Genomic DNA, 23612 nt, shown 5'->3' on the forward strand with positions numbered 1-23612 from the left:
AACCACGTTGCGAGGGTGCGCAGCTTGTCGTCGGTGGGAATGGTTCGGCCGCTCAGCCACTTGTGCACGGTTTGCGGCGACACAGGTTGATCCCCGTGACACGAAGCCGGCGCTCGCAGAAGCCGACCGTCGCGGCGCCGCTGCCCGTCGAAGTGCACGAGCCCATTCCGTCGCCGCTGGAACTCGCGCAGCGCGTGTTTTTCGCCCGTGGTCGGCCCGCTGGAGACGATGTTCATCGTGCTCGTCGTGACGATCTTCATCCTGCTGCAGCGCGAAGACCTGCGCGACCGTCTGATACGCCTGTTCGGCGCGCGCGATCTGCACCGCACCACCACTGCAATCAACGATGCCGCAAGCCGCCTGTCGCGCTACTTCGTCGCGCAGCTCGGCGTGAACCTGGGCGCGGGCGCGACGATCGCGATCGGGCTCGCGATCATCGGCGTGCCGGGCGCGCTGCTGTTCGGCGTACTGACAGCGCTATTGCGATTCGTGCCGTATATCGGCACGTGGATCGCCGGGCTGCTCGCGGTCATCCTCGCGGCGGCGATCCAGCCGCAATGGACGATGGCCGTATGGACGATCGTGCTGTTCGTGAGCATCGATGTGGTTGCCGGTCAGGTCGTCGAGCCATTGTTGTATGGACATAGTTCGGGACTCTCGCCGCTCGCTGTCGTCGTCGCGGCGATTTTCTGGAGCTGGCTGTGGGGGCCCATCGGCCTCGTGCTGTCGACGCCGCTCACGCTGTGTCTCGTCACGCTCGGCCGCTACGCGGAGCGCCTGAAGTTCCTCACCGTGCTGCTCGGCGATCAACCCGCGCTCACGCCGGCGCAGAACTTCTATCAGCGTCTGCTCGCCGATGATCCGCACGAAGCCATCGTGCAGGCGGACCGCTTTCTCAGGGAGATGCCGCTCACGCGCTATTACGACGACGTCGCGCGCGAAGGCCTGCGGCTCGCGCGCAACGACACGCTGCGCGGCGTCTTCGCGCCCGAGCAACTGGCGCGCATGAACGAGACCCTGCTCGATATCGTCGAGAACCTGGAACAGGCAGAGGCCTTGCCCGAAGACAAGCCCGATCCGAATGCGACCGACGCGCCGCCTGCCGTGCTGCCCGAAGAGGCGGCAGCGCAGCGCATTGTCTGCGTGGCGGGCCGCGGCGCGTTCGACGACGTGGCGGCCGCGATTGCCGTGCAACTGCTGACGCGCCGCGGCTTCACGCCCGTGTCCGCGAACTATGCGCAATTCCGGCGCGGCCAGACGGACACACAAGGCATCGACGGCGCGGCGATCGTCTGCGTCGTGACGCTCGACGCGCCCGAAGCGCCGCCGTACCTGCGTAATCTGCTGCGGCGCATCCGCGAGCGCGTGCACGGCGCGCAGTTGATCGTCGGGATCGGCGGGCAAACGGAGCGCGTCGACGAAGTCGGTGCGCTAAGCGGCACGCACAACGCGAACGCGTTCGGCGATCTCGTCAATCAATGCGTGCAGGCGGCCTGCGCGATGTCCGCGCCGCCGCTCGTCGAGAAAGCGCCGCGGCACATCGGCGCGTGAATGCATCACGCGCTTCATACGTTGGTCGCGGCAGCCGCACCCTTGCGCGGCAAAGCAACACGGCGGTGATAATCTGAATGAAAGCGGCTGAATGAAAGCGCGCGCGATCCCATGCGCGGCTCTTGCTCCATTTTTCTCCCCTTGCCGCCGGGAGGCTCATGTCCGCGACCGCCCCGAACTGCAGGCAGCACATCCGGCTGTGCACCGCGCATGACGGCGCGCGCATCGCCTATGCAAGCTGCGGCAGCGGACCGCCCATCGTCAAGGCGGCGAACTGGCTGAGCCATCTGGAGTTCGATCTCACGAGCCCCGTCTGGAGCCACATGATCGCGGAAATGTGCCGCGAACATACGTTGATCCGCTACGACCAGCGCGGCTGCGGGCTCTCGGATCACGACGTCGCCGATATTTCGTTCGATGCGTGGAAGCAGGATCTGATCGCCGTCATCGACGCGAGCGGCGTCGACCGCTTTGCGCTGCTCGGCATTTCGCAAGGCGCGTCGATTGCCGTCGCGTATGCCGTCGCGTTTCCGCAGCGCGTCACGCATCTGATCTTGTTCGGCGGCTATGCGCGCGGCAGACTGGTCCGCTCGCGCACCGAAGAGGCGCGCGACGAAGCCGAAACGCTCGCGAAGCTCGCCGAAATTGGCTGGGGTCAGCACAACCCGGCGTTCCGGCAGTTCTTCACGACGCAGTTCATCCCCGGCGGCACGGCCGAGCAGCACCGCTGGTTCAACGAACTCGAGCGCATCACGACCACGCCGCAGAACGCCGCACGGATCATGCGCGTGTTCAACAGCATCGACGTGGTCGATCTGCTCGCGCACGTGCAATGCCCGACGCTCGTGCTGCATGCCGTGCGGGACGCGCGGGTGCCCTTCGAGGAAGGCCGTCTGCTTGCGAGCGTGATACCCAACGCGCGTTTCGTGCCGCTCGAAAGCGACAATCATCTGACGCTCGAATGCGAAGACGCGTGGCAGCGTTGGCGCGACGAAGTGCGCGCGTTCCTGCCCGCGCCCGTGCGTGCGGACCCCGCGTTCGCGTCGCTGACGCGGCGTGAGCGCGAGATCGTCGAACTGATCGCGGGGGGCCGCGACAATGCGCAGATCGCCGCGCAGCTCGGCCTTTCCGAAAAGACTGTGCGCAATCACATCACGAGCATCTTCGCGAAGCTCGAAGTGGAAAGCCGCGCCCAGGCGATCGTGATGGCACGCAAAGCGGGGTTCGACGCACCTGCCGCCTGAGGCGCGATTTGCTGCCCTTGCACATTCCATAACGGAACGTCTGTCCCGGCCCTGCCCGACTTTTCCCGGCTTTTCCCGGGTTTTTTCAAGGCGTGCGGCCGTTCCCCGGCGCGCACCGGGACTCACGCCTCATGTCGGAAGCGGCAGGCTTGCGCAGAATCCAGTCCAGCGTATCGCAACGGTGCGGGCAAACCACCGGCGCGCAGCGCGTTGAGTCGGCGCCGCTCTCGCTCGTTCTCTTTTCGGCGCTACCCCATTGCCATCCCAGGGCGCCACTGCGCCGCCCCAAGCCAACAGGAGTTCGAAGATGCAAGCTGCACAGTATCAACTGCCTTCCCATCGTTACGCGAAATGCGTCGAGGTGTCCAAGCGCATCCGCTGGGACATCGACCTCGACGTGATTCGAGGACGCACACTGGACACTCATCAGACATTCCTGCCGGACGGCCTTTCGCAGGTCTATCGCCTGCCGTTTCTGAATGAAGCCGAACGCCGCTTCTATTCGCAGGTCCAGGGGCGCACGTACGCCAACATGTTCAAACTCGTCGAACGCTTCATCGGCGCGAAGATGCTCGAGCTTGGACGCGATCACGCGCTGGGCGACCAGATCGCGCTTGAAGCCGTGGTGCGCCTGACCGACGAGGAGCTGAAGCATCAGGAACTGTTCCGCCGCATCGAGCTGCTGGCGGGCGCGGACATGCCCGCCGGCTATGTCTTCCTGCCCGATGCCGATGAAGTCGCGGGATTCGTGCTGTGCAAATCGACATGGGCCATTCTTGCGCTGACGTGCCACATCGAAATCTTCTCGCAGGTGCACTACCGTCAGAGCATTGAAGCCGACGACACGCTCTCGCCGCTTTTCAAGGACGTGTTCATGTATCACTGGAAGGAAGAATCGCAGCACGCGATCATCGACGAACTCGAATGGATGCGCGAGGACGCGAAGCTCGATGAACCCGCGCGCGATGCAGCCGTGAACGACCTGATCGCGCTGGTGGTGGGCGTCGACGGTGTGGTGCAGACGCAGGCGAAGCAGGACGCCGCCTATTTCTGCGAGCATGTGGACCGCGCGTGGCAGCACGCGGAAATCGCCGACGTGCAGGCGGCGATGCTCGACGCCTACCGCTGGCAGTACATTGTCTCGGGCGTGGAGGAGCCGCGCTTCGCCGCGCTGCTCGCGAGCGTGATCGACGAAGCGCAACACCAGCGCATCGGCGCAGCGCTGGCGCCCATCATGAAGCGGGCGCTCGACAGGCAGACGCTTCCATTGATCTGAATCCGCCAAGGCGTCACGACATCACCTCCGCAGGCGGCGAGCGCGACAGGCGCTCGCCGCTTTTTTCGCGCGAATTCCTCCGAAAGATTGCCCTGCTTCGTTCACCGCCAATATGCGACACTACGCATCCACCGGCATGCACCCGCGCACGCGCGCGCAACGAGCGTATGAAGGTTCCCTACCGATACCTGTCCGCATTGGCCGTGAATATCGCGCTGCCGTGGCTCGCGTACCGGCTCGCGCTGCCGTATTGGGGCGTGACGGGCGCGCTGGCGGCGTCGGCGGCGCCGTTGCTCGCGTGGATCGCCTGGGACCTGTATCACGCGCGGCACTTCGATGCGCTCAGCGCGATCGTGCTCGCTGGCATCGTGCCGCTGCTCGCGTGGGCGCTGATCGATCGTGACGCGCAGCGCGCGCTGGAAGACCCCATGGTGTCGGGTGTCATCGGCGTCACGTTTCTGCTGTCGCTGTTGCTGAAGAAGCCGCTCGTGTACTACCTCGGGCGCTCGACGGCATCGCGCGAATCGCGTGACCGCGTCGCGGAGTTCGAACGCCACTATCGCGAGCGCCCGCAACTCGTGGCGCAGATTCGTCGGATGACAGTGGTCTGGGGCATTGGACTGACGGCGGAAAATATCGCGCGCTATTGGGTCGTGTCGACGCTGAGCGACGCGCAACTGGCATTGCATATCTCGACGGCGCTGCGCTGGGGCGTGTACGGCGCGCTCACGCTATGGACGATCCGCACGCGCCGACGTCTCAAACGAATGGACGCTGACAGCAAAATGGAGTCTGCATGAGCAAGCAGCTACGGATCGCCGATGTGCGTTTGCCCGATGGCACACGCGTCGACGTATCGATCGTCGACGGCCGCATCGATGCAATTGGCGCTGATCTGCAGGCCAAACCCGATGCGACGCGCGTGCAGGGAGACGGCGCGCTGCTGCTGCCCGGCTTCGTCGAAGGCCATACGCATCTCGACAAGACGATGTGGGGCATGCGCTGGTATCGCAACGAAGTGGGACGGAAGCTCACCGATCGCATCGAAAACGAGCGGCGCTTTCGTGCGCAGAGCGGCCACGATGCGGCTGCCGCCTCGCTCGCGCTGGCGCGGGCTTTTCTGCAGGCGGGCACGACGCGTCTGCGCACGCACGTCGATATCGATACCGACGCACGCCTCAAACATCTCGAAGGCGTGCTGCGCACGCGCGACACGTTGCGCAACGTGCTCGACATGCAGATCGTGGCATTTCCGCAGTCGGGCATGCTGGAGCGCGAAGGCACCATCACGCTGCTCGACCAAGCGCTAGGAGCGGGCGCCGACGTGCTGGGCGCGCTGGACCCGGCGTTGATCGACGGCGACCCGGTCGCGTCGCTGAATGCGACTTTCGATCTGGCGACGCGCCACGCGAAGCCGATCGACATCCACCTGCACGAACCCGCCGAAATCGGTGCGTTCACGCTCAAGCTGCTGCTCGATCGCGTCGAGGCGCTCGGCATGCAAGGGCGCGTCGTGGTCAGCCACGCGTTCTGTCTCGGCGCGCTGGCGCCGCGCGAGCGTGATCCGCTGCTCGAACGGCTTGCGCTACTGAACGTCGCGCTGCTCACCACGGCGCCCGCTTCCGTGCCTGTGCCGCCGCTTGCTGCGTGCATCGAAAAAGGCGTCACGCTGTTCGGCGGCAACGACGGTATCCGCGATACGTGGAATCCGTACGGCTCACCCGATATGCTCGAACGCGCGATGCTGATCGGCATGCGCTACGACCTGCGGCGCGACGATGCGCTCGCGCTCGCATTCGATTGCGTCAGTCATGCAGCCGCGCGCGGATGCCAGTTCGCCGACTATGGTTTGCACGCGGGCGCGCGTGCGGACCTCGTGCTCGTCGATGCGCAAACGCTCGCGCATGCCGTTGCGGCCCGGCCCGTGCGTAAGCTGGTCGTGGCGAATGGACGCATTGTTGCGCGTGATGGGGTGCTGACGCTCGATGCGTGAGCCGCTCGCGACGCACACGTGAAAAAAAGCCCCGGCACATCAACCATGCCGGGGCGAAGTTCGCGCCGTCCGTTCAGTGCCACGCGTGCGGCTCAGAACATCGACATCACGGGCGCAACGGCGGCGGGATCGCTGATGCTGGGCTTGCCCGTTTCGACGTGACCGGCAAGGCGGCGCTGAAACGACGCGTCGTCGTTGTTGCTCACCGTCAGGTCGTACCAGTGATGGCTCGCGGCGAGCACCCACGCTTCTTCAATCGTCACGCCCGGCGGCACGATCACGGGACGCGGATGCGCGCCGTACGCGTTATCGACGACGGAAAGACGCGCAATGCTGTCGCCGTGATTGCTGAACTTCAGGTACACGTTGCCGTTCGCGACGTCGTAGTGCGCCTTCACTTCCGGCAGCGCGGGCTTGCGGTTCTGACTGGAAAGAGTCGCCGCGCTCGCGCCTTGCGCCGATGCCTGTGCATTGCCGAAGAAGCTGCGCACGAAACCGTTCGGGCCATACACGATGAACGCGTATGCGCCGTTCGTCGACGACAGATTGAACACGTCCTTCAGCGACTTTCCCGCTTCGACCGTATAGCGCCACGGGCCATCCGTGCGATTGGTCGAATAGACATGGAAGTGCGCGCCCTGCTCGCCTGTGTTGCCGAACTCGATTGTCAGCGAGTTCGCCTTTTCATCGAGCTTCCCGTTCACGTGCAGTTCGTATGGCAATGCGCGCGCGAAACGGATGCCCGCTTCCTGCGGATCGACAGGACCGGGCGTCGCGGGCACGGTCGGCGCGGGCTGCGTCGCGCACTGGTTGTCGGCGATGCTCTTGTAGTTGCTCGTGTCCGGCAGCGGCGGCATCTTCGCGTCGGGCGTGCGGAAATCGAATGCCGTCGTGAGATCGCCGCACACGGCGCGGCGCCACGGCGTGATGTTCGGCTCCTGCACGCCGAAACGCGTTTCGATGAAGCGGATCACCGACGTGTGATCGAACACCTGCGAGCACACGAAGCCGCCCTTCGTCCACGGCGACACGATCGTCATCGGGACGCGCGACCCGAGGCCGTACGGCAGGTTGTCGACCGTATAGCTGCCGCCGCGCCCAGGATTGACGACGTTGTGAATCTCGCCATCCGTCGTCACCGTCGACAGCCCTTGTGCGCGCGAGGTCGGCACCTGCGGCGGCACGATGTGATCGAAGAAGCCGTCGTTCTCGTCGTACATGATGAACAGCACGGTCTTGCTCCACACGTCGGGGTTCGACGTCAGCGCGTCGAGAATGTGCGACGTGTACTCCGCGCCGTACGCAGGCGTGTACTTCGGATGCTCAGAGTACGCGGCAGGCGGGCACAGCCATGAGACCTGCGGCAGCCGGTTTGCCTGCACGTCGGCCTTCAGGTCGTCGATCGTGCGCACTGTCTGCGCGCGCTGGAACAGCGAAGAACCCGGTTGCGCGTTGATGAAGTTCTCGAAGTTCTGCAGGATGTTGGTGCCGTAGTTGCCCGTCAGCGGGTCGGAGCCGTCCGTGCCTTGCTGATAGATCTGCCACGAAATGCCGGCTGCTTCCAGGCGCTCGGGATAGGTCGTCCACGACAGCAGCTGATACTTCGGCGGCACGTCGCCGTCCACGAAGTCGTTGTTGTCGAGCAGCGGCCCGCCCTTCGTGCCCGTCGGATCGACGGTGCCCGTCATCAGATACGCGCGGTTCGGATGCGTCGGACCAGGCAGCGAACAGAAGTAGGCGTCGCAGACCGTGAACGCATCGGCAAGCGCGTAATGGAACGGAATGTCCGAGCGCAGGTGATAGCCCATCGTCATGTCCGTCTTGTTCGCGGGCCACTGGTCGTAGCGGCCGCCGTCGATCGCGGCGTGCGTCTTGTACCACGAGTGATCGAGATCGCCGACGCATTGCGCGCTCGTCGTCTGCGTGTCGAGGTGAAACGGCAGCACGGGTTTGGTCGCATCGGCTTTCGACGGCTGATACCAGACGGGCTTGCCATTCGGCAGCGGAATGGGAAAGCGGTCGTTGTACCCGCGCACGCCGCGCATATGGCCGAAGTAATGATCGAACGAACGGTTCTCCTGCATGAACACGACAATGTGCTCGACGTCACGGATCGATCCCGTGCGCGAGTTGGCGGGCACAGCGAGCGCATTGCGGATCGATTCGGGCAGCATCGTCACGGCGGCGACAGCGCCTGCCGAGGTTGCGGCGGTTTTCAGAAAACGGCGACGGCTATTGGATGTCATGGTGTCGTTACCTTCTTCTCGGGGGAAAGAGTACAAAAAGGGCAAAAAACGGCACAAAGGGCCCACACACGCGCTTCGCGCGCGTTGTCATTCACTGCTGATGTCGTTCAATGACTGTCGTCGCCGGGGGCGTAATGAAGCACGGGCGCGATCTGCTGGCTGTCGGCAGCAAGGCTTGCCTGCGCGTCCACAATGGCGGCGTTCCTGGATGGGTTATCGATGCCTGCGCCCACGCGCGTCGCGGGCGCATTGAACATGCTGGCCACACTGCCCACCCGCGCGGATGGCGGCGGCGATTGAGTGGGCGCAATGGCGGGGCTTTGCATAGCCGGCCCGGCGCCCGGCTGGGACCGGGACGGGGAAGGCGCCGTGCTCGCGACGCTCGCGGCATCGTCCGGTCCGCATGCGGCGAGCGTGAACGATGCAAGCACAACGATCGCGCCAACGCGCGGTGAAGAGAGAGGAAGTCCGTTCATTCGAGCATCCTGTTCCAGCACACTTCGGCACATGACGGCACGCTAAAAAATGGCGCGCCGCCGCTGGAAACGCAGTCTGAAGTCGAATGAAGAACTTATTGTGAAACGTTTGCGAATGAAGAGAAATTCCTTGAAATCACTGTTATTGGAAAGTGATTAGAAAGCGAAAAGAAACACGAAAGTCACAGCGAATGGAAGCTTCAAAGCAGCTCGGCATTGAATGCCGTGCCTCTTTCCATCTGCCTCGATAAAACCGCATAGTCTACCGGCGCTCTTTCGCATCGGGCATTGGCCTGCGTGGCGATCGGCTTGCCGCGCGTGAATTCCACGCAAGATCTTGCAAGCACATCGGTCGGATCGACGAGATGCGCAGTGCGTCCATTACGCGTGACGGAGGCGGCTTGCGGGAAAAGCAGTGGCAATTCAGTGCACGCCAGCAGAACGACTTCGATGTGCTGCGAGAGAAGACTGTCGAGTGCCGCCATGATGTCGTCGACACATTCTCCGTTTGTAAAGCCCGCTTTCACGCCGCGCGCGCCGTAGATGGCGTTCGTCACGCGCGCCTGCATCGCGAGGCACGGCACGACCTGGGTCATTCCGCGTGCTTCGAGCGCCGCGCGATACAGTCCGCTTGCAATCGTGCCGTCCGTCGCGAGCAGGCCGACGCGCTCGACATGGGGAAACGCGGCGCGCAGATAGTCGGCCGTCACGTTCATCATGTTGACGATAGGCACGCGCAAGCGTGCTTCGATCGGCGCAATGAACGCATGCGCGGTATTGCACGGTATCGCGATCAGGTCGGCGCCCCCGTCTTCGAGCTTCTTGCACGTCGCGTAGAGCGCGAGCGTCGGATCGGCGCCATTGCCCGTCAGATGATCCGTGCGGTCGGGAATCTGCGGGTTCTGCTCGACGATCATCTTGATGTGATCCTGATCGCGCGCGGCGGGCGTGCCGAGCACGACCTTGTGCATGAAGTCGACCGTCGCGGCGGGCCCCACTCCGCCAACCACGCCGAGCTTGATCGCCCGTGCGGGCTTGCGATGGTCGGCAGCGAGCAGATGTTGCGCGTACACCGAATACGCGTCGACGACGGGCACAGGCAGCGTGCCGACTCTATGCAGCGACAGCGCGCTGTCGGTGCTGCCCGGCATCAGCACGTCGATGCCCTGCGCGTCAGCGCGTGGCACGCCGCACGCAACGCGTCGCGGTCCGCGCCGCTCACGCCGGCGCTCGCCACATCGATGCGCACGCGCTGGCCATATCGTTCGAACAGGCGCTGCTCATGCAGCAGCGGCGAAGTCAGCACGCCGACGCGGCACGATTGCGGAAAGCGTTGCCGCAGATGCGCAAAGAGCGCCGCGATCATGTCGACGATGGCGACCGTCGTGTTCTGCTGCATTTCGTCGATGAACAGATGGCTGTCGAAGCACGGCAGCGCGACGGCCGTCACGCCGCGCCGCTCGACATCGCGGATCGAATCGAACACGCGCAGCTTGTGTTCGGCCGAGCCCGCAATGCGCGCATGCAGCGCGCGGCTCCCGTCATTCGCAAAGCATTCGACGGCAATATCCAATGGCTGAAATGTTCTCGCCGCGGCATTTGCATCATGCATTTTGCGCAGCACATCCACGCTGGCTAAACGCGCCTCGCCGCACACAATGCCGAGCGCGCGCCGCCCCATTACGGTCGATGTATTCATTATTTCCCTCGCTTGCTGCTTTTATTGGAAGCGCGGATTCCGGCAACTCTGTCGCGCACTGCCGGCGCCTTACATCGAATCCGTTTTTTCGCGGCGCCGTTCGGAATATAAATCCGAATGCCGATTTATGTCGCATGAATAAAGCGGGCAGTCGGCTGATAAGCAACATGATCCGGCTTATTTGCGTTCTTCAACGGCGCGCAATCGCGTTTAGCTCGCTGGTTAACCCTGACGCGCAGCGCAATTGTCAATTCGCGGCTCCGTGGGTTCGCTTATGCGTTCTTGTGCGTTCGCTTGTATGCGGTCCCGGGTCCATCCCTTGCTGTCCCAGTGCCTCGGGGAGTGAGGAGGCCACCACCAATGGCAACGAGAATTCCACAGGACAGCGAAGACGAACTGGAGTGGCGGCCCATCGGCACGCGGATGACCGATAACCGGCGCGTACTCGTTGTCGACGACTACCCCGATGCCGCCGACGCATTGCAGCTTCTGCTGTTTGCCAACGGTTTCGAGTGTCGCGCGATGCACGGCGCCGAAGACGTGTGCGAACTCGCATCCGAATGGCAGCCGTTTGCCGTCGTGCTCGACATCGCGATGCCGGGCGTCGACGGGCTCGAGCTTGCACGCCGTCTGCGCGCATCGGAGTCGACCTCGCACATGCTGCTGATCGCGTGCACCGGCTATGCATCGCAACGCGATCGCGAACAGGCGCGCGCAGCGGGCTTCGATGCGCACTGCGCGAAACCGCTTACGCCGCAACGCCTGCTCGAACTTCTGAAGCGCGCGACGTCCGACAACGCTTAACGCTTCGCCGCGTGTAATTCATACACATCATCGGCGGCCTTCGGGTTGCGTCCATACCGTGAAGGATGTTTGGCGCGAGATGGCGCGTGGCCATGCATGAAGGAGAGCACGCCGGGCACGCGAACTGCTACTACGTCGTCAGTCCTTGCTGCGCAAGGTTTAGCGACCTGCGGCAGCGGCGGCCACAGCACCAGGGAGGGGCTGTCCGCCGGACTTGGCGTGCCAAACAGGAGAACGATGATGCATAGAAGAAATTTCATAGTCAGCACGAGCGCGATGCTCGCTGCGGGTGGCCTTGCACTTACCGGTTGCACAATGACGCCGTCGCATTCGACGACGAACGCGAGCAACGCCGACAAACGTCGCGCAATCGATTCGAGCGTCGACGAAACGCTCTCGCGTCTGTATGCGACGGCGCACGGATCACGCGAACTCGCCTCCAAGGCGCGCGGCGTGCTGGTGTTTCCGTCCGTCGTGCAGGCAGGTTTCTGGATCGGCGGTCAGTACGGTCAGGGCGCGCTGCGCGTGGGCGGTCAGACGGTCGGCTACTACAGCACGGCAGCAGGCTCGTTCGGTTTGCAGATTGGCGCGCAATCGAAGGGCGTGATCTTTCTGTTCATGACGCAGGACGCGCTGGACCAGTTCCGCAATAGCAACGGCTGGTCAGTCGGTGGCGACGCGACGGTGGCGCTCGTCAAGGTCGGCGCGAACGGCAACATCGATTCGACCACGGCCACCAAGCCCGTGCAGGCGTTCGTGCTCACCAACGCGGGTTTGATGGCGGGCGTCTCGCTCGAAGGCGCAAAGATTTCGCGGCTCGACATCTAGCCTTCGGCTCATGCATCGATGCGCGCGCAGCTCCGCATTGCATCGATGCAAACCGGTTGCGAACGCGCGTGCGCCTCGATGCGCACGCGCGAGCGACCGCGCCGTGCCGTGTAAATACGGGCACATGTCCCATCGCGAATTACACTTACGCGCTGCGCCAACTTGCCTCGTCCGCGTTCACCAAGTTGACGCATTTCATCCTCTACAGGGCTTCATGCACAGCGGCAAAGCTTCTTGCATAGGTCTGAACAAAGCTGTCTCCCGCGCCGCAGCAGCATTGGGTTAACACACGGCCCGTGGCACACCGCTTGCTGTTATTCCAAGCTGTCCGTCCCTCGCCTTCCGCCGACCCGGTCCGCCTCCCGGATCATGCGAGCCTATACGGCGGCATCTCAAGCGTCTCTTTCAATCGACCACCTGGAACCTGGAGTCAATACCTTGACGCTGAACGTTCTTCTCGTCGCCTCGGAGGCGATGCCGCTTGCGAAATCCGGCGGCCTTGGCGATATGGTGAGTGCGTACGCCGCCGCGTTGCGCGACGCGGGCGTCGATGCGACCATTCTGCTGCCCGCGTACCCGGCGGCGCTCGAACGCGCCGTCGGCATCACGCCGCTTTGCCGCATCGGCGGATTGCCAGGCGGCGACGCCCGGCTGTTGCGCGCCCACATGCCCGATACGGGCGTGCCCGTTCTGCTGCTGCAGATGGATCATCTATACAAGCGCGACAATCTCTATCAGGACGACCAGGGCCGCGACTATCCGGACAATGCGATCCGTTTCGCGTCGCTTGCCGCAGCCGCCACGCGCATTGCGCGCGGCGTGCGCGGCGTGCACAAGCCCGACATCGTGCATGCGCACGACTGGCATGCGGGCCTCACGCCGCTGTTGATGAAGCTCGCAGGGGTGGCGGCGAAAAGCGTGTTCACCGTGCACAACCTCGCGTTTCAGGGCAACTATCCGCTCGCTCTCGGCAGCTGGATGGGCGTGCCGCCCGAACTGCTCGTGCCGGCGTTGACCGACCCGCGCAGCATCGAGTTCTACGGCGCGCTGAGCATGATGAAAGCGGGCATCGTTCACGCGCATCAGGTCGTGACCGTCAGCGAAAACTACGCGCGCGAAATCCTGACGCCGCGCTTCGGTCATCTGATGGAAGGCGTGCTGCAGGCGTGCTCGCACAAGCTGTCGGGCATCACCAACGGTATCGACGGCATCACGTGGAATCCTTGCGCCGATCCGCAGATCGCGCGTCCTTATTCCGTCGACGACGTGCGCGGCAAGCAGGCGTGCAAGCGCGAACTGCAGCAGATCTTCGGCCTGACCGTCGATCCGTTCGCACCGCTCGTCGCGATCGGCAGCCGGTTGACGTCGCAGAAGCTCGCGGACGTCGTCGCGCAAGCGCTGCCCACCATGCTCGCGCGGCATCCGCGCTTGCAGGTGGCGATTCTCGGCAAGGGCGAGGCGTATCTGGAGACGGCCATGCGCGATCTTGCCGCCGCGTGGCCGCAGCGCGTCGGCGTGCACATCGGATACGACGAAAAGCGCGCGCACATGCTGCATGCGGGCGCAGACATCCTGCTGCACGGCAGCCGCTTCGAACCGTGCGGCCTCACGCAACTCTATGCGCTGCGCTACGGGACGATTCCCGTCGCTTCGCGCGTCGGCGGGCTGCGCGACACCATCGTCGATTACACGCCCGAGCGTTCGCCCGAGCTCGGCTTGCCTGAAGTGGGCGCGACGGGTTTTCTGTTCGACGGCGAAGCGCCCGACGACGTCGCTTTCGCGTTGCAACGCGCGCTCGATGCGTTCATGCGGCCTTCGTCGTGGCACGCATTGCAGCGCAACGCGATGCAGTGCGACTTCAGCTGGCGCAAGCCGGTGCAGGCCTATCTGAAACTGTATGGCACGTTGACCGATGCGCGCCCGACGCGGACGCACATCGATGTCGAGCGCGTGGCGGCAGTTTCGGCGCAGCGTCGCGTGAGCGGAGCGGGAACGGCGAGCGCCCAGCCGGCGTGGGCCAACGACACGGCGGCTTCGCAGGAAAGCGTGGCACGCAGTGCATGAAACGCACGCACGCTGCCCAGCTCGAAGCACGGCTAGAGAAGCACACCGCGAAGGACAGCTCGAACGATAGATAAGGCAGCGGACCTCTTCAGAAAAGGTCCGCCGCTCTTGTTATCACCGCCACTTCCTCTCAGGCCCAACACCGCACTTCGACTGCCGTCCCATCATTGCGTGAGCCGCTCTTCCAGCCGCTCGAAAATCCGCTTCGTCTCGCCTTTCGCGTGCAGCGCAAACAGCAGCAGCGAACGCCCCGTCACCTGATACGCGTCGCCCGATTCGAAGTCCGGCAACTCGTCGCGCTCCGGCGCGTTCGTATCGATCAGGCAGCTCCACTGATCGCTGCCCGGTATCTCCGGCAACGTGAAGTCAACGACGTCGTGATACGCATTGACGACCAGCAGCAGCGTCGCATCGGATGCAGGACGGCGAATGCCGCTCGCCTGCGCGCGCCCGTCGATCACGAGGCCGAAGCAGCGCATTGCAGGGTCGTCCCATTGTTCCTGCGCTAACTCGACGCCTGCGGGACTGAACCATTTCACATCCGCCACGCCGATGTCTTCGCGCATTTCGCCCGTCAGAAAGCGATTGCGGCGCAGCACGGGCAAAGCGTGACGCAAGGTCGTGAGCTTGCGCACGAACTCCAGGAGCGCGCGGCCGTTGGCATCGATGCCCTTCCAGTCGACCCAGCTGATCTCGTTGTCCTGGCAATACGCATTGTTGTTGCCGCGCTGCGTGCGTCCGAACTCGTCGCCCGCGAGCACCATCGGCGTGCCTTGCGAAAACAGCAGCGTCGACAGCAGATTGCGCTTCTGGCGTTCGCGCAACGCGATCACTTCGGGATCGTCGGTAGGGCCTTCCACGCCGCAATTCCACGAGCGGTTGTCGCTGTGGCCGTCCTGGTTGTTCTCGCCGTTCGCTTCGTTATGACGCTCGTTATACGAGACGAGATCGTTCAATGTGAAGCCGTCGTGTGCCGTGATGAAATTCACGCTTGCCCACGGACGCCTGCCGCGCCGGTTGAAGAAGTCGCCCGATGCGGTGAGGCGTGTCGCGAGATCCGCTGCGCAGCCTTCGTCGCCCTTCCAGAACGAGCGTACCGTGTCGCGAAAGCGGTCGTTCCATTCGGCCCAGCCGGGTGGAAAGCCACCCACCTGATAGCCGCCCGGTCCGCAATCCCAAGGTTCCGCGATCAGCTTCACGCTCGAGATGATCGGGTCTTGCCGGCAGCTGTCGAGAAAGCCGCCGCCTTCGTCGAAGCCATAGGGCTCGCGGCCCAGGATAGTGGCGAGGTCGAAGCGGAAGCCGTCGACGTTCATCTCCGTCACCCAGTAGCGCAGGCTGTCCGTGACCATCTGCAGCACGCGCGGATGCGCAAGGTTCAGCGTGTTGCCCGTGCCCGTGTCGTTGATGTAATAGCGGCACGCGTCGGGCATCAGCCGGTAGTACGACGCGTTGTCGATACCGCGAAACGACAGCGTCGGCCCGCGCTCGTTGCCTTCGGCCGTGTGGTTGTAGACGACGTCGAGTATCACTTCGAGCCCGCTGTCGTGCAGCCTGTCGATCATCTCCTTGAACTCGTCGATCGCGCCTGGGCCGCGCGCGAAGTAACGCGGGTCGGCGGCGAAGAAGCCGATCGTGTTGTAGCCCCAGTAGTTCGTGAGCCCTTTGTCGAGCAACGTTTGATCGTTGACGAACGAATGGATGGGAAGAAGCTCGATCGTCGTCACGCCGACGCGTTTGATGTGGTCGATGACGGCCTTCTGCGCGAGGCCGTCGAACGTGCCGCGCATCGTCTCGGGCACGCCGGGATGCAGCTTCGTATAGCCGCGCACATGGGTCTCGTAGACGATCGTACGGTCCCACGGCACGCGGATGCGCGTCGGATGGGTCCAGTTGAACGTCTGATCAACTACCTGGCACTTCGGCATGAAAGGCGCGCTGTCGCGTTCGTCGAACGTGAGGTCGTCTTCTGTTTCGAGCGTGTAACCGAACAGCGACGGGTCCCAGCGCAACGTGCCCACGTGCGCCTTCGCATACGGATCGAGCAGCAGCTTGTTCGGATTGAAGCGATGCCCGGCGTCGGGCTCATACGGGCCATGCACGCGATAACCATAGACGGCGCCCGGTTTCAGGCCCGCGACACGCACGTGCCAGACCTCGTCGGTGTACTCCGGCAACTCGATGCGCTCGAGCTCCTTCTCTCCCTTCTCGTCGAACAGACACAGCTCGACCTTCGTCGCGTGCGCCGAAAAGAGCGCGAAGTTGACGCCGCTGCCGTCCCAGGTCGCGCCGAGCGGAAACGGCAAGCCCTCGGAGATACGGGAATCGGTTGGCATGGTTGTGTTCCTCAGGCGAATTGGAAGGCGCGCCGCGCTGCGGTGTTCGGGCGCAGCGAAGGTGATTAGCAATCGTTGTGCCCGGGAACAATGCGCCGGCACGCAGCCGGGCGAATTTTTCAGGCACTTAAGGCAGAACGCATGCACAACGCGTATGCGAGAATGGCGGGACCGTCCAATGGAGCAAGCATGTCGAACGTCCAGAGCGTCAGCGAACCAAACACGCACGACATGGCGCGCGCACTTGCCGATTGCGCGCGCGAACCCATTCATATTCCGGGCGGCATCCAGCCTCATGGTTTTCTGTTCTGCGTCGCCGCCGACGGGGTCGTCGCGCAGGCAAGCGAGAACGTAGCGTTGCTCGCACAGAAGCCGCTCGGCGATGTGCTCGGCAAGCCGCTCTCCGCCGTGCTCGGCGACGCGGCAACGCTGGCGATAGAGGCGCTCGCGTCGCTCGATGCGCAAGGCGTGCCGCTCTACGTCGGCTCGATCGACGATCCTCGCGATCCACGGCTGTCGCCGCTTGCGATCGTCGTGCACCGTCATGAGGGTGTCGCGTTCGTCGAACTGGAACCCGCGCGCGGCACCGCGGACGTATTCGCGTCGATGTATCCGCTCGTGCGCACGTTCACCAACCGCTTGCAGGAAGTGCAAAGCGTCGCCGATCTGACGGCGCTCGCCGCGCACGAAGTGCAGCGCATTACGGGCTATGGGCGCACGCTCGTCTACAACTTCGACGACGACGGCAACGGCCACGTCATCGCGGAGGCGCTCGACGAAGCCTATCCGTCGTACATGGACCAGCGCTTTCCCGCCTCGGACATTCCGCCTCAAGCGCGCGCGCTGTACTTGCGCAACCGCATCCGCCTGATCGCCGATGCGGACTACGCGCCCTCGCCCCTCGTGCCCGCGCTGAATCCCGTTACGCAGACACCGACCGATCTCACGTATGCATCGCTGCGCAGCGTCTCGCCCCTGCACGTGCAGTACATGAAGAACATGGGCACGTGGTCGTCGATGTCGATGTCGATCGTCGTGCGCGGCAAGCTGTGGGGATTGATCTCGTGCCACCACGCGAGCGCGCGCGTGCCGCCGTTCGAGGTGCGCACCGCCTGTGAGCACATCGCGCAAGTGCTGTCGCTGCAGGTCGAAGCAAAGGAAGATCGCGCGGAAGCCGAGTACCGCCTCGAACTGCGCCGCCGCCAGTCGCAGCTGCTCGCAACAATGGCGAACACCGACCACTTCATCGACGCGCTCGCCAATGATCCGCGCGAACTGCTCGCGCTGACCAACTCCACGGGCGCCGCCATCGTATTCGACGGACGCATCGTGCCCGTCGGCAATGCGCCCGACGAAGCGACGATCGAAGAGATCGTCGCGTGGCTCGATTCGACGAGCGACGACATCTACTCGACCGACGATCTCGCAGCCGCATGGGGGCGCCCGGCCAATCCCGATCATGCCGGCATGCTGGCGCTGTCCATCTCCAAACTGTTCCGCAACTATGTAATCTGGTTTCGCGCGGAGGTCGTGCGCACGCTCAAGTGGGCGGGCGATCCGCGCGCGAAGCTGACCTCGCTGTCGGCCTCGCTGTCGCCGCGCAAGAGCTTCGACACGTGGACGGAAACCGTGCGCGGCCGCTCGTCGCCGTGGCGCCAGGCCGAACTCGAAATCGCCGTCGAATTCCGCACGGCGCTGCTCGGCATCGTGCTGCGGCGCGCGGAAGAACTCGCGCAACTCGCGATGGAACTCGGCCGCGCGAACGAGGAGCTCGAAGGCTTTTCATACACCGTGTCGCACGATTTGCGCGCGCCGCTGCGGCATATCGTCGGCTTCGCGGACCTGCTGCGCGAAATGGAAAGTGCGAAATTGTCGGAGCGCGGCCAGCATTTCGTCGAGCGCATCATCGGCGCCGCGCGCTTCGGCGGCAAACTGGTCGACGATCTGCTCGCGTTCTCGCAAATGGGCCGCGCCGCACTGCGTCCACAAAGCGTCGATCTGCACGCGCTCGCGCAAGCGCTCGTCGCCGACGAGCAGCGCAACGCGGGCGAACGGCCCATCGAATGGCACGTCGGCGATCTTCCATCCATCCCGGCTGACCCGGTACTGATCCATGTCGTGCTGCGGAACCTGATCGAGAATGCCGTAAAATTCAGCCGCCTGCGCGAGGACCCGAACGCGCCTGCCGTGATCGAAGTGTCGAGCCGGCCCGGCGACGGCGAGCTTGCGGGCCAGTGTGTGGTGTACGTGCGGGACAACGGCGTCGGCTTCGACATGCGCTATGTCGACAAGCTGTTCGGCGTATTCCAGCGGCTGCACCGCGCGGAAGAATTCGAGGGAACGGGTATCGGACTTGCGAGCGTGAGACGTATCGTCGAACGTCATGGCGGCAAGACGTGGGCCGAAGGCGAGTTGAACCGGGGCGCCACGGTCTATTTCTCGCTGCCGCTGACCTTCACGCCCGACACGAACCCGCGCGACGAAAGCGCGATGGCGGCCGTGGCACGCCTCGCGGCGCTTTCGACGGGACAGCCGTTCAGGCCCGTGCCGAAAGAATCCGGCGCGGACGCCACCGGCGAACCCAACACGTCGGACGGCGCAGACGCCGTCAGGCGCTGACGATGCTGATGCTGACAATGCGTCGAGACCAACGAGGAACTACGCGTGCTTAGACCGATTTTGCTGGTGGAAGACAATGTCAACGACATCGAGTTGACGCTGATCGCGCTGGAAAAGACGCGGCTCGCGAACCCGGTCGTGTCGATTCGCGACGGCGCGGAAGCGCTCGATTACCTGCGGCGCGAAGGTCAATACGCGGATCGCAAGGACGAGAATCCCGCTGTGATTCTGCTCGACAAGAAACTGCCGAAGATCGACGGACATGAAGTGCTGCGCAACGTGCGCGCCGACGACAAGCTCAAGCGCATTCCCGTCGTCATGCTGACCTCGTCGCGTGAAGAGAAGGACTTGCTGCGCAGCTACGACCTGGGCGTGAATGCTTATGTGGTGAAGCCCGTCGAGTTCGACGACTTCATGGCGGCGATCAACGATCTCGGCATGTTCTGGGCGGTGCTCAACGAGCCGCCTCCCTATTCGAGGTAAACCGGATCGACGTGATGGCGCCACGGGGCTGCAACGGCGTGCAGGCGAACCTTGATCGCTACCGCTCATCGATAAAGGGGCAGCGCCACCCTGAACGTCGCCCCCTTGCCTCGCCCGGCGCTGTGCGCCGTCACGCTTCCGTGATGCAGATCGACGAGATGCTTGACGAGCCACAGTCCGAGCCCCAGCCCCGCGACGCGGCCGCCGCTCTCGGGATTGATCTGCTGGAAGCGCTCGAAAATCCGCGCCAGCGCATCGGGCTCGATGCCGCAGCCCGTATCGCGCACCGTCAGCTCGGCCTGCTGGCCCTGCACCGTCACGCTCAGTTCCACTTCGCCCTGCGCGCAGAACTTCACTGCGTTCGACAGCAGATTCCACGCGACCTGCTTCATCCGGCTCTCGTCGGCCATCACGACGCACGGCGCCAGCTCGCCCACCACCAGCCGCAGCCCTTTCGTCTCTGCCGTCATGCGAATATCTTCAGCGACATTGCCCGCGAGCGCGCCCAGATCGACGGGGCGCCGATTCACCGACAGCTTGCCCGTTGCGATCGCGCCGCTGTCGAGCAGATCGTCGACCATGTGCGATAGCTGATGCGCGTTGCGCTCGATCACACCCGCCGCGCGAGCGACGTGCGAAGCATCCGCGGCCCGTTGCAGCAGCGTCGTCCACGACAGGATGGCGCCAAGCGGCGAGCGCAGTTCGTGACTCACGGCTGTGACGAAATGATCCATCGCGCGCGCGACTTCGTCGCTATGTTCGCGCGCGCGCTTTTCCGATTCGGCGATCGCGCGTTGTTCGAGCTCGGCCTCCTTGCGCGACGTGATGTCGAGCGTGAAGCCGACAATCGACTTCAACGTCTCGTCCGGTTGATATCGACCGAGACCGCGCAGCAGAATCCAGTGCACGGTGCCGTCGCGCCACGTGACGCGGAATTCCACTTCGAAATGCTCGGACTGCGCGAGTCCGCGCTCCATCGCTTCCTTCACGCGCGCGCGGTCGGCCTCGTCGATCAGTTCATCGAAGAGGCGCGCCTGCGTCAGCGCTTCGGAGGGTGCGAGGCCGAGATTGATCTTGCATTGATCGGAGCCTTCGATCGCGCCCGTCGCCGGATCGAGTTCCCACGCGCCGACATGCGCGAACGCCAGCGCCTGTCGCAACTGCTCGCGATGCACGCGCAGTTCGGCGTTCGCTTCGTCGACGAGCACCTGGCGCAAACGCGCCTGCGAACGCAGCTTGGCGCGCTCGCGCTGATCGCGCTCGCTCACGGCGATCGAATCCGTCACGTCCATCACGCACACGCCGAACATTGGCGCGGCGTCATCGCGCGGGCCGATCACCGACGTGCGTATTTGCCAGTAACGCGGCGTCAATGTGCCGTCGCTACCTTTGGGCGATGGCGTGTCATAGCGGAGCACGGGAGACAAACGCGATTCGCCGGGCACGAGGCCGGGCAGCATTGCGTCGAGCCAGTTGCGGCGCAGATCGCGTTGCGATTGCGATCCAAACTGGTTGATGTCGTAGATCGAACGGCCCGCGATATCGGCTAGCGTCACGCCGTGCGTCTCGCGATATCGCGCATTGGCGAGCACGACCTGATAGCGCTCGTCGACGATCAGCCAGGCATCCGGCAACAGTTCGAACACTTGCGATGTGTCGACCGGCAACGCGGTACGCGGTTGGCTGGTTAGTCTGTCCATAGACCGGCAGTCTACCCGAAAGAAACCGAACGCATTCGCCGTTCCGCTCGACGCGGCGGCCGCATGCGACGTCGCACGCGCGGAAAAATTGACCGCGCCGTGCGCCGGAATTTACAACGACGTCGATACTTTTTGCGCAGCGAGATCACTTGCTTGCCGTGTGCGCCGCCGCGCGTGGCGCACTGCCGCGAATCATGCGAAATCGATGCAAGCCCCGCCGCGCATGGGGCCGAGCCGTCAATGCCGCACCCGCGCCGCTCGCTCAACAGGCTCCGCCGAGTAGGGCGCAACATGTTGGCACGCGACATGCATGCGCCGCTAACACTTGATTGAGACGTTTCACTTGCACCCGCTCTCCCGGTTGCGCGAGCAGAAGCATGCCTGTACACATGGAATCGAACGCACTGTCGGATAGCCGTCTTCCCACCATCCTGCTCATCGACGACGAGCCGGATTTGCTGATTGCGTGGGCCCTGTTGCTCGAACTGGAGGGCTTTCACGTGTTGACGGCCTTCGAGCCGCGCAAAGGCGTGGAGCTCGCGCAACGCGTGCACCCCGCCGTCGTCATCACGGATCTGATGATGCCCGGCATGGACGGCGCCGAAGTGTGCCGCACGCTGAAGAGTGATCCCGGTCTGGATGGCATGCCCGTGATCCTGTGGAGCGCATCGCCCGATATCCCCGCCGATCTCAATTGCGAGTGCACGCTGCATAAGCCTGTCGCGCGCGAGACCTTGCTTGGGGAACTCGAACTGCTGCTGCGGCGAGCACCGCACCGCGAAAATCCGCCTCACGGTTCGGCCGATGCGTCGTTGAACTAGCTGATTACGCCGGGCGCGCATTCGGCAGCCGCGCGCGCCGGCAGCAACGCGAGCAGCGCATCGAACGCGGCCTTCGCGCCTTCGCACGCCCGCGCGATGTCGCGCGGCGTGTCGACCTGCGCGCGCAATGCTTCGATGAAATGCTTCCACCTCGGCCCAGGCGGCACGCCGTCGCCGCTCAGATAGCGCAACGGATGCGGCGCGAGCGTCTCGCGTAATTGCCGATACAGCACGGTGCCGCCCAGTTGCGATCCCTCGATCACATAGCACACGCCCCAACGCCAGGCAGGATCATCGTCGGCGAACTGCCCCGCTTCGGCGGGCGGCTCCGTCGCGCTGCCATCGGCACGCGGCAGCGAAGACTCGGCGAGATCGCGCTCGATCAGCGGCATCCGCACGATGGCGGGCAGCGCGCGTTGCGGACCGTCGTCGAAACGCGCGAGCCATCGTTCGAGCGGCGCGAGCCAGGCAGCGATCAGCTGCAGATGCAACCGGTAGTCGTCGAGCGTCGGGTTGTCGTTCGAAAGCGGCATCGACGCATCGACGCGCGCATGACGGCTCCCCGTCGCTTCACGCAATGCGGCAAGCACGTCGAGAGAATCGGGCACGGCAGAAGAGGACTGAAGACTCACGCGGACTATCCGTTTGTTTGACAGGACTGTTGATTTTAATGGGCGACCCGCAGACAACACAGATGCAGGCGCGCGCGTCACGCGAAAAAGGGCCGCGTCGAAACGCGGCCCCGCGGGCTTTGCCCATCTGCTTTGTACGCTCCCTGTGACCCGGCTGCACGGCAGCTTGCCGCGCAGCCCGCGTGCATCACGTCCGCCGAACCCAGCTACGCATTAGCGCGGTGTCAGCAGCGCGGCACGATCAGTGATGCTTGCGGTCTTCGTGCGCCACGTCCTTGGCGGCTTCCTTCGCATCGCCGTAAGACTTGCGCACTTCGCCTGCACCTTGCTGCAGGTCGCCCTTCGCTTCCTGGCTGCGGTTGCCCGTGGCCTTGCCGACGGCCTCGTTGACCTTGCCTTTCACCTTTTCGGCCGTGCCCTTCACTTGATCCTTGTTCATGGCTGACTCCGTCTGGTTTGCACCGACGCACCGTTGCGTCAGTCAGTAGCGGACTGAGCATCCGCTGTGCCCGGTGGCCATTGCGCGATGCTCGTGAATCGCAACGGACCTCAGCCGATTTCAGCCGCGCGCGCTTCGAGCACGCGTAGCCGTTCGTCCAGCTTGCGGACACGCGTACGCTGCGACGGCACGAGCGGAATCACCAGCACCGCGTTCAGCCGGCCGCGCCAGTACGAGAGGGGAAATCGCTGGGTGGCGGCCACATAGTGGCTCAGCACCTGCTCGAGGTGGCGAAGCTCGTTTTCCAGCTGATAGTGATCCATTGCCGGTCCCCTTCCTGTTCCCGTCTGGAGGACGAATCGTCATCGGATTGAACGTCAGCAGAAAAAGCGACATTCGGG

The 23612-nt window shown here is 64.1% G+C and carries 21 protein-coding genes; 11 read left to right on the forward strand and 10 right to left on the reverse strand.

From position 1 onward, the window contains the following. Window positions 1-236: helix-turn-helix domain-containing protein (locus H3V53_RS35485; RefSeq protein WP_336601811.1), on the reverse strand; the 236-nt coding region annotated here is incomplete at its 3' end. Between H3V53_RS35485 and H3V53_RS35490 the strand changes: the two genes are divergently transcribed. The 5 genes from H3V53_RS35490 to H3V53_RS35510 all read left to right on the forward strand — a co-directional run bounded on the left by H3V53_RS35490 (window position 229) and on the right by H3V53_RS35510 (window position 6064). Then, complete coding sequence (locus H3V53_RS35490) at window positions 229-1551, forward strand: AI-2E family transporter (RefSeq protein ID WP_336601812.1); 1323 nt, start codon at window positions 229-231, stop codon at window positions 1549-1551. The genes H3V53_RS35485 and H3V53_RS35490 overlap by 8 nt on opposite strands. A 158-nt stretch (window positions 1552-1709) precedes the next feature. Continuing rightward, window positions 1710-2795 carry an alpha/beta fold hydrolase gene (locus H3V53_RS35495; protein WP_336601813.1) on the forward strand — a complete coding sequence of 362 codons (1086 nt, stop codon included), beginning with the start codon at window positions 1710-1712 and terminating at the stop codon, window positions 2793-2795. Window positions 2796-3102: 307 nt separating this feature from the next. After that, window positions 3103-4071 (forward strand): hypothetical protein, encoded by a 969-nt coding sequence (locus tag H3V53_RS35500; RefSeq protein WP_336601814.1) that lies wholly within the window; start codon window positions 3103-3105, stop codon window positions 4069-4071. Window positions 4072-4238: 167 nt separating this feature from the next. Next, window positions 4239-4871: a VC0807 family protein gene (locus tag H3V53_RS35505; protein ID WP_336601815.1), complete on the forward strand. Its 633-nt coding sequence runs from the start codon at window positions 4239-4241 to the stop codon at window positions 4869-4871. Then, the gene (locus tag H3V53_RS35510; protein WP_336601816.1) at window positions 4868-6064 is read left to right on the forward strand and encodes an amidohydrolase family protein; all 1197 of its coding nucleotides are present in this window, start codon (window positions 4868-4870) and stop codon (window positions 6062-6064) included. The genes H3V53_RS35505 and H3V53_RS35510 overlap by 4 nt, the downstream gene beginning before the upstream one ends. 92 nt (window positions 6065-6156) lie before the next feature. On the opposite strand, the gene H3V53_RS35515 is transcribed toward H3V53_RS35510, so the two are convergent. The 4 genes from H3V53_RS35515 to H3V53_RS35530 all read right to left on the reverse strand — a co-directional run bounded on the left by H3V53_RS35515 (window position 6157) and on the right by H3V53_RS35530 (window position 10485). Next, a complete protein-coding gene (locus H3V53_RS35515) occupies window positions 6157-8310 on the reverse strand; it encodes a phosphocholine-specific phospholipase C (RefSeq protein WP_336601817.1) in 2154 nt (717 codons plus the stop codon). Window positions 8311-8417: 107 nt separating this feature from the next. Next, complete coding sequence (locus tag H3V53_RS35520; RefSeq protein ID WP_336601818.1) at window positions 8418-8786, reverse strand: RodZ family helix-turn-helix domain-containing protein; 369 nt, start codon at window positions 8784-8786, stop codon at window positions 8418-8420. A gap of 200 nt (window positions 8787-8986) precedes the next feature. Further along, window positions 8987-9973, reverse strand: a complete 987-nt coding sequence (gene cuyB / locus H3V53_RS35525; RefSeq protein ID WP_336601819.1) for a cysteate racemase — start codon at window positions 9971-9973, stop codon at window positions 8987-8989. Further along, window positions 9937-10485, reverse strand: coding sequence for an aspartate/glutamate racemase family protein (locus tag H3V53_RS35530; protein ID WP_336601820.1), 549 nt, complete (start codon window positions 10483-10485; stop codon window positions 9937-9939). The genes cuyB and H3V53_RS35530 overlap by 37 nt, the downstream gene beginning before the upstream one ends. A gap of 360 nt (window positions 10486-10845) precedes the next feature. Between H3V53_RS35530 and H3V53_RS35535 the strand changes: the two genes are divergently transcribed. The 3 genes from H3V53_RS35535 to glgA all read left to right on the forward strand — a co-directional run bounded on the left by H3V53_RS35535 (window position 10846) and on the right by glgA (window position 14181). Beyond that, complete coding sequence (locus tag H3V53_RS35535) at window positions 10846-11289, forward strand: response regulator (RefSeq protein ID WP_336601821.1); 444 nt, start codon at window positions 10846-10848, stop codon at window positions 11287-11289. Window positions 11290-11529: 240 nt separating this feature from the next. Next, window positions 11530-12117, forward strand: a complete 588-nt coding sequence (locus H3V53_RS35540; protein ID WP_054925577.1) for a BPSL1445 family SYLF domain-containing lipoprotein — start codon at window positions 11530-11532, stop codon at window positions 12115-12117. A 438-nt stretch (window positions 12118-12555) separates the two neighbouring features. Then, window positions 12556-14181, forward strand: a complete 1626-nt coding sequence (gene glgA / locus H3V53_RS35545) for a glycogen synthase GlgA (protein ID WP_336601822.1) — start codon at window positions 12556-12558, stop codon at window positions 14179-14181. Window positions 14182-14345: 164 nt separating this feature from the next. On the opposite strand, the gene glgX is transcribed toward glgA, so the two are convergent. Continuing rightward, a complete protein-coding gene (gene glgX / locus H3V53_RS35550; protein WP_336601823.1) occupies window positions 14346-16517 on the reverse strand; it encodes a glycogen debranching protein GlgX in 2172 nt (723 codons plus the stop codon). 189 nt (window positions 16518-16706) lie between these two features. Here glgX and H3V53_RS35555 point away from each other — a divergent pair, with 189 nt between their 5' ends. Further along, a complete protein-coding gene (locus H3V53_RS35555) occupies window positions 16707-19136 on the forward strand; it encodes an ATP-binding protein (RefSeq protein WP_336601824.1) in 2430 nt (809 codons plus the stop codon). Window positions 19137-19181: 45 nt separating this feature from the next. After that, window positions 19182-19619, forward strand: a complete 438-nt coding sequence (locus H3V53_RS35560) for a response regulator (RefSeq protein WP_054925571.1) — start codon at window positions 19182-19184, stop codon at window positions 19617-19619. Window positions 19620-19684: 65 nt separating this feature from the next. On the opposite strand, the gene H3V53_RS35565 is transcribed toward H3V53_RS35560, so the two are convergent. After that, a complete protein-coding gene (locus H3V53_RS35565) occupies window positions 19685-21286 on the reverse strand; it encodes a PAS domain-containing sensor histidine kinase (RefSeq protein ID WP_336601825.1) in 1602 nt (533 codons plus the stop codon). A gap of 410 nt (window positions 21287-21696) precedes the next feature. Between H3V53_RS35565 and H3V53_RS35570 the strand changes: the two genes are divergently transcribed. After that, window positions 21697-22140 carry a response regulator gene (locus tag H3V53_RS35570; protein WP_336601826.1) on the forward strand — a complete coding sequence of 148 codons (444 nt, stop codon included), beginning with the start codon at window positions 21697-21699 and terminating at the stop codon, window positions 22138-22140. Here the strand turns inward: H3V53_RS35570 and H3V53_RS35575 are convergent. The 3 genes from H3V53_RS35575 to H3V53_RS35585 all read right to left on the reverse strand — a co-directional run bounded on the left by H3V53_RS35575 (window position 22137) and on the right by H3V53_RS35585 (window position 23534). Beyond that, window positions 22137-22772, reverse strand: a complete 636-nt coding sequence (locus tag H3V53_RS35575) for a biliverdin-producing heme oxygenase (RefSeq protein ID WP_336601827.1) — start codon at window positions 22770-22772, stop codon at window positions 22137-22139. The genes H3V53_RS35570 and H3V53_RS35575 overlap by 4 nt on opposite strands. Window positions 22773-23013: 241 nt before the next feature. Beyond that, window positions 23014-23211 (reverse strand): CsbD family protein, encoded by a 198-nt coding sequence (locus H3V53_RS35580; RefSeq protein ID WP_336601828.1) that lies wholly within the window; start codon window positions 23209-23211, stop codon window positions 23014-23016. A 110-nt stretch (window positions 23212-23321) separates the two neighbouring features. After that, complete coding sequence (locus H3V53_RS35585) at window positions 23322-23534, reverse strand: hypothetical protein (protein WP_336601829.1); 213 nt, start codon at window positions 23532-23534, stop codon at window positions 23322-23324. Between the last annotated feature and the right edge of the window lie 78 nt (window positions 23535-23612).

This window comes from Paraburkholderia bengalensis, assembly GCF_037126505.1.
In the GTDB taxonomy this organism is placed as follows: Bacteria; Pseudomonadota; Gammaproteobacteria; order Burkholderiales; family Burkholderiaceae; genus Paraburkholderia; species Paraburkholderia bengalensis.